At 64.3% G+C, this 9,681-nt stretch carries 4 protein-coding genes; all 4 read left to right on the top strand.

Translation table 11 applies throughout. The features are described 5' to 3' along the window. Window positions 1–16: 16 nt before the first annotated feature. A complete protein-coding gene (locus tag AC1RNP_RS00085) occupies window positions 17–6,400 on the top strand; it encodes an amino acid adenylation domain-containing protein (protein WP_493049176.1) in 6,384 nt (2,127 codons plus the stop codon). Window positions 6,401–6,474: 74 nt separating this feature from the next. Further along, entirely contained in the window at window positions 6,475–7,659 is a 1,185-nt protein-coding gene (locus AC1RNP_RS00080) for an MFS transporter (protein WP_493049175.1), read from the top strand. Next, complete coding sequence (locus AC1RNP_RS00075; protein ID WP_493049174.1) at window positions 7,656–8,414, top strand: 4'-phosphopantetheinyl transferase family protein; 759 nt, start codon at window positions 7,656–7,658, stop codon at window positions 8,412–8,414. Before AC1RNP_RS00080 ends, AC1RNP_RS00075 begins: the two co-directional genes overlap by 4 nt. A 2-nt stretch (window positions 8,415–8,416) precedes the next feature. Continuing rightward, complete coding sequence (locus AC1RNP_RS00070) at window positions 8,417–9,574, top strand: nitroreductase family protein (protein ID WP_493049173.1); 1,158 nt, start codon at window positions 8,417–8,419, stop codon at window positions 9,572–9,574. The last annotated feature ends 107 nt before the right edge of the window (window positions 9,575–9,681 follow it).

Raw genomic sequence — 9,681 nt, 5'->3', positions numbered from 1 at the left:
CGATCAGGTGAATTCCATGGCTACCGATTCCAATTCCTTGCAACAACGTCTGCGCATCGCCGTCTCGGCCGTGACCGGCCACCAACCGGAGGACCTGGATGCCGACCAGTTCCTGGAAAGCGATCTCGGCATTGATTCGATCAAGATGGTGGAGCTCACGCAAAGCCTGTTGTTGATCGTCGCGGAGCCGCTGCGTGAGCGTTTCATGGCAGAGGTGCCGACCGATCGGCTGATGCAGGTGCAGACGCTGCGTGAGCTGGAGACGATTTTCCAAGGGTGGGATGGCGCTCCGGCTTCTCAGCCGGTTGAGACGGCTTCGATTCCTGCGATCACGCGTGAGGGCATTGCTGCCTCTTCTCCTGCGGCTGCAGGGATCGAGGTCGCCTCAAGCGGCCGAGGTTGGGGAGAGGCTGTGCCCGTAACAGCAACGCTTCCGGAGAATGTCTTTGTGCCGGCGGCACCCCCTCCCAGCCTCCCCCTGCAGTCGCAGGGGGAGGGGTTGGGCGCCACGGATCTCGCGCCACGCGTATTTGCGTTGATCTCGCAGATCACCGGTCACAACCCCGACGATCTCGACCTCGATCTCTTCCTTGAAGGCGACCTCGGCATCGATTCGATCAAGATGGTCGAGCTGAGTTCGAACCTGCTCAGCCTGGTGCCGGCCGATCGGCGCGACGCGTTCGCCGCGCAGGTGCCGACCGATCAGTTGATGCAGGTGCAGACGTTGCGCGAAATCGTGCAACTGTTTGCGCCCTGGCAGACATCCGACAATACAGCCTCCGGGCCGTCTGTCACCGCGGCTGCGATGCCGGCGCCTCAGTCGCAGGTGGACACATCCGCGAACGTGGCGTCCTGGCCGGGCAATGCACTGTCAGAAGGCGGCGAACTGAACCTGCTGCCTTCGCAATACCCATTCCTGGTCTCGCACTGGGCGGTGTCCACCTGCAGCCTGTGCTCGCGCGTGCGCCTGCAGGGGCCGTTCGACCTGCAGCTGGCGCAGCGCGCCTGGAACGAGCTGCTCGGTCGCCATCCCGCCTTGCGGGCTCGCTTTGTGATCCCGGCCGAAGCACGCAGCTTCAAGGAGTATCGCTACGAAGTGCAGGCGCAGGTGCAGGCGCCCGCGCTGTCACTCACGGATCTGCGGCATCTGCCACGCGCGCAGCAGGATGAGGCTGTCGCCGCCGAAGTCGAGCGCAACGTGAATGCCCAGTGGGCACTGAGTGATCCTCTGTTGCATCGCTTCTTCGCCTGGCGTTTGTCCGATGATCTGCACGAGGTGTTCTTCACCAACCATCACCTGATCTCCGACGGCTTGAGCAACCAGCAGGTGATGCGCGAATTCCTGGCCTTGTATGCCGCCGCGGCGAATGGTCAGCCGGCGGCGCTGCCGCCGGCCACGTCGCTGCAGCGTTATCGCGAAGTCGTCGACGGCATCAACGCTTGGCATGATCCCGCCGAGGATCAGGCCATCGCCGATCTGCTCAAGCGCCAGGGCAAGCAATCCTTCGTCTGGAATCCGAACAACCGCCCGCGCGCCGAAGCCCTGGCGAAAGTGCGCAACTATCGCTTCCGTCTCGACAAGGGCACCACGCAGACCCTGCAACGCCTGACCGGCGAACTGCGGGTGTCGATGAACAGCGTGCTGGTCGGTGCCTATCTGCGCACCGTCGCCGGATTCGTCAACGAAGAGAAGCCCATCTTCGTCAATATCCCGACTAGCGGCCGCGTTTATCAAGGCATCGACGCCAGCGGGATCATCGGTTGCTTCGCGCAAAACCTGGCGCTGGACTTCGCGCCGCCTGCCGCCAGCGAGGCCTGGGACACGTTGCTCGAACGCGTCCACCGCGGCATCGAAAGCGCGATCGGGCAGGGTGTCGATCGCGCGCAGACGCGCTCGCTCGCGCATACGATCCGCGATCGCTTCCAGCTCGAGCACGGCCGCATTCCCGAAGCGCACGGTCCGCTGATCCGCGCGGGCATGAAGTCCAACCTGTTCCTGCCCTACATCGGCAATACCCACATCGCCGAGCAGTATGCCGGGCTGCGCGTGGTCGACTATCAGGCGGCGACAGTGACCAACGCCGGGACGCTGGACACGGTGATCGAGCAGTTCAACGGCCATCTGGAGATGACCACCAACTACGACGCCAACCATTACGACATCGATTTCATCGCCAAGGTCGCCGAAGCCTTCCTGGTGCAGCTGCGCAGCCTGGCCGTGTTCCGCACTCCACAACTCGCGCAGGCCGCTACGCCGCGGACGACATCGATCGATTCAGTGCAGGCCGATCAGGTGCGTCAGGTGGCCGAGGAAATCATGCATCGCGCGCTCACCGCCGCCGATCTGGACAAGGATCTGGAGGCCGATCTCGGCCTGGACTCGCTTGAACGCATTCGCATCGTCTCGCGACTGGAGCAGTTCTCCGCAGGACGCTTCGATCGTCAGAAATTGCTCTCTTGCAGAAGCCTGGGCGAGATGGTGGCGCAGCTGGGCGGCGAGCAAGCCGCGCCTGCATCAGCGAGTGCGCCGGTATCCCATGATGCCGACACGGCCCTCATGCCCTATCGACAGATCATCGCGCAATGCGCGCGCACGCCGCAAGCGGTGGCGGTCCAGGCCGACGGCGCGTCGCTCACCTACGACGAGTTGCACCGGCAATCCAACCAGCTCGCGAATCAACTGCGCGCGCTGGGCGTGACGCGCGGCAGCCTGGTCGGCGTAATGGCGCATCGTGGCATCAACATGCAGATCGCGCTGCTCGGCATCCTCAAGGCCGGCGGCGGCTACGTGCCGCTCGATCCGGATTATCCAAGCGACCGCATCGCCTACATCATGGAGCACGCGCAGCTGACCGCCGTGCTCACCGAAACCGCGGTCGCCCCGCAGATGGCCGCCTGCCTGTCGCCGTCGTTGCCGCTGCGGCATCTGGTCTATCTGGACGAAAAGCCTTTTGCAGCGCCGTCGAACCTGCACAGTGTCGGCCGTGCCGAGTGGCGCGCGCAGCCGGACGCCGATCTGGCGCAGATCAGCCAACCCGACGACACGATGGTCGTGCTGTACACCTCCGGCTCGACCGGCAGGCCGAAGGGCGTCGTGCTCGGCCATCGCGGCTACGCCAATCGCCACGATTGGCATCAGCAGCTGTTCCAACTGCAGCCGGGCGAGCGCGTCGCGCAGAAGACCTCGATCTGCTTCGACATCTCGGTGTGGGAGTTGTTCTGGCCACTGCAGGTGGGCGGAACGGTCTGCCCGGTGTCGACGGCGACACTGCGCGATCCCTGGGCGCTGGCGCAATGGATTCGCGACAATGGCATCCACGTCATGCATTTCGTGCCTTCGCTGTTCGGCGAGTTCCTCAACGCCGTCGAGACGCAGACCATCGCGTTCCCCGCATTGCGGCAGCTGGTGTTCAGCGGTGAAGCAATGCCGGTCACGCATGTGCGGCGCTGGTTCGCTCGTTTCGGCTTCGGCGCCAAGATGGCGAACCTGTACGGGCCGACCGAGGCATCGATCGACGTCAGCGCCTGGCAGATGGATCGGATGCCCGATCTGAACATGGCACGCGTGCCGATCGGCCACGCCATGCCGAACGTGCAGCTGCTCATCCTCGACGAGAACATGCAACGCGTCCCGCAAGGCGAGCAGGGCGAGCTGTGGATCGGCGGCATTCAACTCGCGCACGGTTATCTGCACGATGCGCAGCGCACGGCCGACAGCTTCCGTGTCAATCCGTTCCCGGATGTGCCGTGCCCGACGCTCTACAAGACCGGCGATCTGTGCGTGCAGCTGCCGGATAACAGTTTCGATTATCGCGGCCGTGTCGACAGCCAGGTCAAGATCCGCGGCTTCCGCGTCGAGCTCGGCGAGATCGAGAGTGTGCTTGGCACACATCCGGCGGTGCGCGAGGCAGCGGTGCTGGCAGTCGATCACGGCGATGGACATCTGCGCCTGGAGGCCTGGCTCTCGGGCGAGTACACCGAGCCGCGCGCCTTGCGCGAGCATCTGGCCAGGAAACTGCCGGCCTACATGCTGCCCAACACGTTCGACTGGCTGCCGAGCCTGCCCAAGAACCAGAACGGCAAGCTCGACCGCAAGGCGATCGCCGCGCGCGGGAAGACGTCCGTGCCGGTGACGCCTGCGGTGCCCGCCAGCGCGCCCGCGGTGGAAGCGCCCGCGCAGACGCTGGAAGACCAGATTGTCGCCAACACGATCGATTTCCCGCTCGGGCCGGCACAGAGCTGGCTGCTGAACTACTTCGAGCCACCGTATCAGTGGGCCGGCTTCAGCCGCTTCCGCTACCTGCAACCGCTCGACATCGAGACATTCAATCGTGCCCTGCGCAAGCTGACGCAGAAGCATGCCGCGTTGCGCTCGGTGTTTCATCAGAAGGGTGGCGTCTGGCACCAGAACTTCCCTGAACCGCGTGCGTGGCCGCAGGCCGAGGTGTACGACGGCACGCATCTTCCGCCAGCTGTGCGCGAGGAGCAGCTGCGCGCATTGATCGTGGAGCGCGTGAAGGGCCTGCGCCTGGATGGCAACGGGCCGCTGTGGTCGGTGCTGGTGATCAAGGAGGCCGAGGATCGTTATGACATCTGCATCGTCGGTCATCACATCATCAGCGACATGCTCGGCAACGGCGTGGCCTTCAAGTCGCTGTGGCAGCTGTACAGCGAATGCTTGGCGGGCGAGGACCGCGAAGTACACGAAGATCCGCCGCTGTTCGTCACCTATCTCGAAGCGCTGGAGAAGAAGCGCACGCGTGATGCGGTAGCGCGCTACGTCGACTACTGGACCAAACAGTTCCCGGCCACCGATCCGGCCTTCAACGTGCCGCTGGATCATCGCAACGGCGAGAACACCGAGGCTTCGACGGCAAGCGAGCGCTTCGTCCTCGATGCCGTGGAAACGGCAAGCCTGCAGCGCGCCCGCCAGCAGTATGGCAGCACGCTCTATCACCTGCTGCTGGCGCCGCTGTACCGGGCGCTGGCGGAGTGGAGCGGAAATCCAAAGGTGGCCCTGAGCCAGCGCACGCATGGCCGCGATCTTGGCGATGGCGCGACGTTCTTCGAATGCGTCGGTAATTTCGCCGTGAACTATCCGCTCGCGGTGCATGTGGACGCCCAGTCCGGCTGGCAGAATCTCCTGCAGGCGATCAAGCAAGGGTTCGATGCGGTGCCGTTGAACGGGATCAGCTACGATCTCGTCGCCGACAGGCTGCCTGGGCACCTGTACCCGGACAACAAGCTCACGCCGGTGCGCGCCAACTATCTCGGCAACCGCGAGCTGCCCAAGAGCAGGCTGTTCGAATTCGACAGCGGCGACTGGGACCAGCGGTTCAACCTGCCGGAACAGAAGCGCAGCGCGTTGATCGAGGTGTTCTTCAGCATCGGCGATGAGAACACGCTGCAGGTGGAGCTGGCCTATTCGAGCAATTTCCATCGCGCCGAAACCATCCGTCGCGTCGGCGAGCGTTACATGCAGCTGTTGCGTGATGTGCTGACACAGGCGCCCGCAGCTAGGTCGATGCCGGCAGCGGTGCAGTCGGTTCCTGCGCAGTTGGTTGCCGCGAACGCGGAAGTCATCGCACCGTTGTCCGCGGTGGCTCCGGCACCCGCGACATTGAAGCCGCTCACCGGCAAGATCGCCGTCATCACCGGCGCCGGCCGCGGCATCGGTCGCGACATGGCGATTCGCTTCGCCGAACAGGGCGCCAGGCTGGTGCTGGTGTCGCGCTCGTCGGGACCATTGGAAGAGACCCTGCAGAAAGTGCGTCGCGTGACGCCGGATGCGATCGCCATCACCGCCGATGTCACACAGGAAACAGCGGTCGAGGCGATGATGCGGCAGGCGATCGCGCACTTCGGACGCGTCGACATCCTGATCAACAACGCTGGTGCCAATCACGCGATGTTGCTGGCCGAGTCCGATCCGAAGGCCTGGCGCGAGATGATCGACATCAATCTGATGGCCGCCTACCTGTGCAGCCGCAGCGTGTTGCCGCAGATGATCGAACAAGGTGGCGGAAAGATCGTCAATCTGGGGTCGGCGGCCAGCGTGATCGGCTACCCGCTGTTCAGTGCCTACTGTGCCGCCAAGCATGCGGTGGTCGGCTTGACCAAATCCCTGGCGGAGGAGGTGAAGCAGAAGAACATCCAGGTGAATGTGGTCTGCCCGGCCTTCGTCGATACGCGCATGACGCCAGCGGCGTTCCGCAGCGCCTCGATGCCGGTCGAGCAGGTGGCGGAAGTCGTGCTGTTCCTTGCCTCGAAGGCGGCCGATGGTATCACCGGTGAAACCTTGAACATCTTCGGCAAGCAGGACATGTACTCCTACGGCTCCGACAAGATGAGCACGTTCAAGTCGATCACGCGCGACTTCAAACCCGGAGTCGCTGCGTGAACATGCGGAATGCACCGCAAACGGCGCGGCAGGCAGTATCGCAGGCCAAACCCCGTCATTCCCGCCTCCCGGAGATGTCGTCAACACAACGGGACGGGAATGACGGGCGGGAGATGCGCGTCTTCTCGCCGCCGTTGCGTGCGTTGTATCTGGTCTCGGCGCTGGCGGGTGTCGCGATCGGGTTGTTCAATCCGCTGATCTCCGCGTTGTTGAACGAGCGTGGCGTTTCCGAGCTCGGCATCGGCTTGAATGCCAGCGTGTTCTTCGCGTTCACGCTGCTGGGGGCGCCGCTCGCGGGTCGGCTGATTCATCGTGTCGGCACGCGCGGGACGATCGCGATCGGCATCGTGCTCACCGCGATCGCAGCTATGCAGCTGCCCTGGTGGCATCACCAATTGGCGTGGTTCGCGGCACGCGCGGTAATGGGTGTGGGCATCGGTCTGTACATGATCGGTGGGCAGACGGCACTCAATGCCAGCGTATCCGAAGCGCAGCGAAGTCTGGTCGGTGGCCTGCATGCGTTGGCGTTCGGAGTCGGGCTTGGCGTCGGCCCGCTTTTGGGCGGTGTTCTATACGGAGCCTCGCCGATCCTGGCGTTCTACCTCGGTGGCGTGTTGTTGCTGATGGGGTTGCCCATCGTAGGAAAACATCTGCCGACGTTGCACGCGCAGACGCCATCGCCGCGCTTCGATCTCGTGCGCCGCCTATCCCTGCCGCTGCATGCGATCTTCGCCTACGGCGTGGCGGAGGCGACCTTGCTGACGCTTTATCCAGTCTTCCTACTGCAAAATGGGTACAGCGTGAGTGGCATGAGTTTCGCGTTCGCCGCGTTTATCGGTGGCGGGTTGATCGGGACCTTGCCGCTGGGTCATCTGGCCGATCGCCATGGCCGAGAACGCGTGCTTGCGATATGTGCCGGCGTCGGCACCGTGGCGACGATCACGCTCGCCATCGCACCGAGCCTGCCGATTGCCGCGGCGGTGTCGCTGCTGGTCGGCGCGAGTCTTGGACCGGTGTTCGCCATCGCGCTCGGCATCGTCGGGCAGCGTCTCTCGCGCGAGGAATTGCCCGGTGGCAGTGCCTTGTTCACCATGGCCTTCAGTCTCGGTTCGCTGGTCGCACCCTGGCTATCGGCGCTGATCATGCGCGAGCTCGGCAGCGTGCACGTGTTCACGCTGAGCGCGGTGTTGTTCCTGAGTCTGCTGCTGCGCCTGCTATGGCGGCGCCCGGCGGTCGCGCTGGTGTCGGCGGAGGCATGAGCAAGGTGCAGGCTGCGATCCGCCGACCGCAGGATTTGTTCCCTTCCACGTTGTTCAGCGTGGAAGCGGGCGCATCCAATGGTGACGAAGCGTCGCTGCATCCGCTCGAACGCGCGCTGGTGGAACGCGCGGGGAGCAAGCGCAGACGCGAGTTCGCCGCCGGCCGTGCCTATGCGCATCGTGCGCTCACGCGGTTGCAGGTCGCGCCCGGACCGATCCTCAGCGATCGGCATGGCTGTCCTCTCTGGCCGAGCGGCACGCTCGGCAGCATCAGTCACACCGAAGGCTGCGCGATCAGTGTGGCCGCGACGTCCGGGTGCGTCACCGCGGTCGGCGTGGATGTGGATCGCCGCAGTAACGCGTTCAGTCACTCGGTCCTGCGCCATATTTGCCGCGAGGAAGAGCTGCGCTGGATTTCCGGCTTGCCGGGCATGCTGGTGCCGATGTACGGCCTGCTGCTGTTTTCGATCAAGGAAGCGATCTACAAGTGCGTCTACGCCGCGACTGGTGAGCGCCTTGGTTTCGGCGACGCGTCTGTTGTGCTCGATCTGTCGCAAGGCCTGTTCAGCGCGCGCTTGCTGCGCGAAGTCGGCGAGGAGGGCCGCGACAGACTCGTCGGCCGCGTGGGCTGCAACGAGGACTACGTGTTCTCCGGTCTGTGGTGGCCATCGTTCAACCCGTCCACTTTCCCCCATTCCCCACTTCGTCATTCCGATGTGTTTCGGAATGCGACCGCTCACGAGAGGAGACTTTGATCATGACGACCGACCCCGTGCCTTCCCGCCGCAGATTCCTGCGCTACGCCGCCGGCGCGGCATCGCTAGCCGTCCTGGGCGGCGCCGGTGCGGTCGGTTTCGCCGGTGGCGTGCATCCCAATGCCGCGGCCTATGGCTACTGGCGGCAGAAGGAGAAGAATGGATTGAGCGATCTGCAGTATCTCGCGCTGTGCGCCACGCTCGCACCGAGTCCGCACAACACGCAGCCGTGGAAGTTCGGAATTTCCGGCGACCGCATCGAGATCTTCGCCGACCTCAGCCGCCATCTCGGTACCGCCGATGCCGAATTCCGCATGATGCAGACGGCGATCGGCAGCGCGTTGGAGAACATCGATGTCGCCGCGAAGCGCCTGGGTTACCGCGCCGAGGTACAGGATCTCGGTGCCGATCGTCGCTTCGCGCAGGACGGCTATTGCGCCAGTGTCCGGCTGCATCGCGGCCCGGTCGTGCGCGATGGTGCGTTCGATGCGTTGTTCACGCGGCAGACTACGCGCACCGAATACGACATGAGCCAGCCGGTTCCGGCCGCGCTGAAGACGGCACTGAATCAACGGACCGGCGATCTTCCCGGCATTGGACTAACCTGGTTCCCGGACGGCCCGCTGGTCGCGCGTCTTGGCAACATCCTGCGCGGATCGGTGCGTGGCTTCCTCAGTGACGAGCGCAATCGCGACGGCATGAAGTGGTTCCGCATCACGCCCGATCAGTGGGAAACCCGGCGCGACGGCATCGCCGTGTTTAACGGCGACGCGCCGCTGCTGGCCAAACGCTATGTCGAGTGGTTCGTCCATGAGAAGGATCTGCTCAGCGCGCAGTTCAAGCAGGGGGAGATCGACACGCTCGATCGCCTGGTGTCCACCACGCCGACATGGGGACTGATCTACGCCGATCGCGCCACGCCGAATCAGCGCATCCAGGCGGGGCGCCTGGCCGAGCGCGTCTATCTGGAAGCGGCCGCGCGCGGTTACGCGGTACAGCCGCTGTGCTATCCGACCGAGTTCGAGCCGAGCCGAGAAGGCTTGCGCGAACTAGCCGGCCTGGCGTCCGCGCAGGATCCGCTGTTTCTGTTCCGCATCGGCAAATCCGACTACGTCGCGAAGTCCGTGCGGCGCGATCTGAAGGAAGTTCTGCTGGCCTGAAGTGCTTCAGGAGCGATCGCTGAGTCGCCCGCTTGCGCGAGCGCCACGTCGTGCGCTGTTAACTTGTCAGAACACATTCTGTTTCCGGTGCGTTCGATATGCTCGGT

It is taken from the genome of Luteimonas sp. GW821-FHT14E02 (assembly GCF_058803905.1).
The sequence above is the reverse complement of the archived record's forward strand: the minus strand, read 5'-3'. Positions and strand labels throughout refer to the sequence as shown.

What these genes read in the sequence shown, in the direction of transcription:
- AC1RNP_RS00085 (WP_493049176.1), top strand. Translation starts at nt 17, where the DNA reads ATGGCTACCGATTCCAATTCCTTGCAACAACGTCTGCGCATCGCCGTC.
- AC1RNP_RS00070 (WP_493049173.1), top strand. Translation starts at nt 8,417, where the DNA reads ATGACGACCGACCCCGTGCCTTCCCGCCGCAGATTCCTGCGCTACGCC.
- AC1RNP_RS00080 (WP_493049175.1), top strand. Translation starts at nt 6,475, where the DNA reads ATGTCGTCAACACAACGGGACGGGAATGACGGGCGGGAGATGCGCGTC.
- AC1RNP_RS00075 (WP_493049174.1), top strand. Translation starts at nt 7,656, where the DNA reads ATGAGCAAGGTGCAGGCTGCGATCCGCCGACCGCAGGATTTGTTCCCT.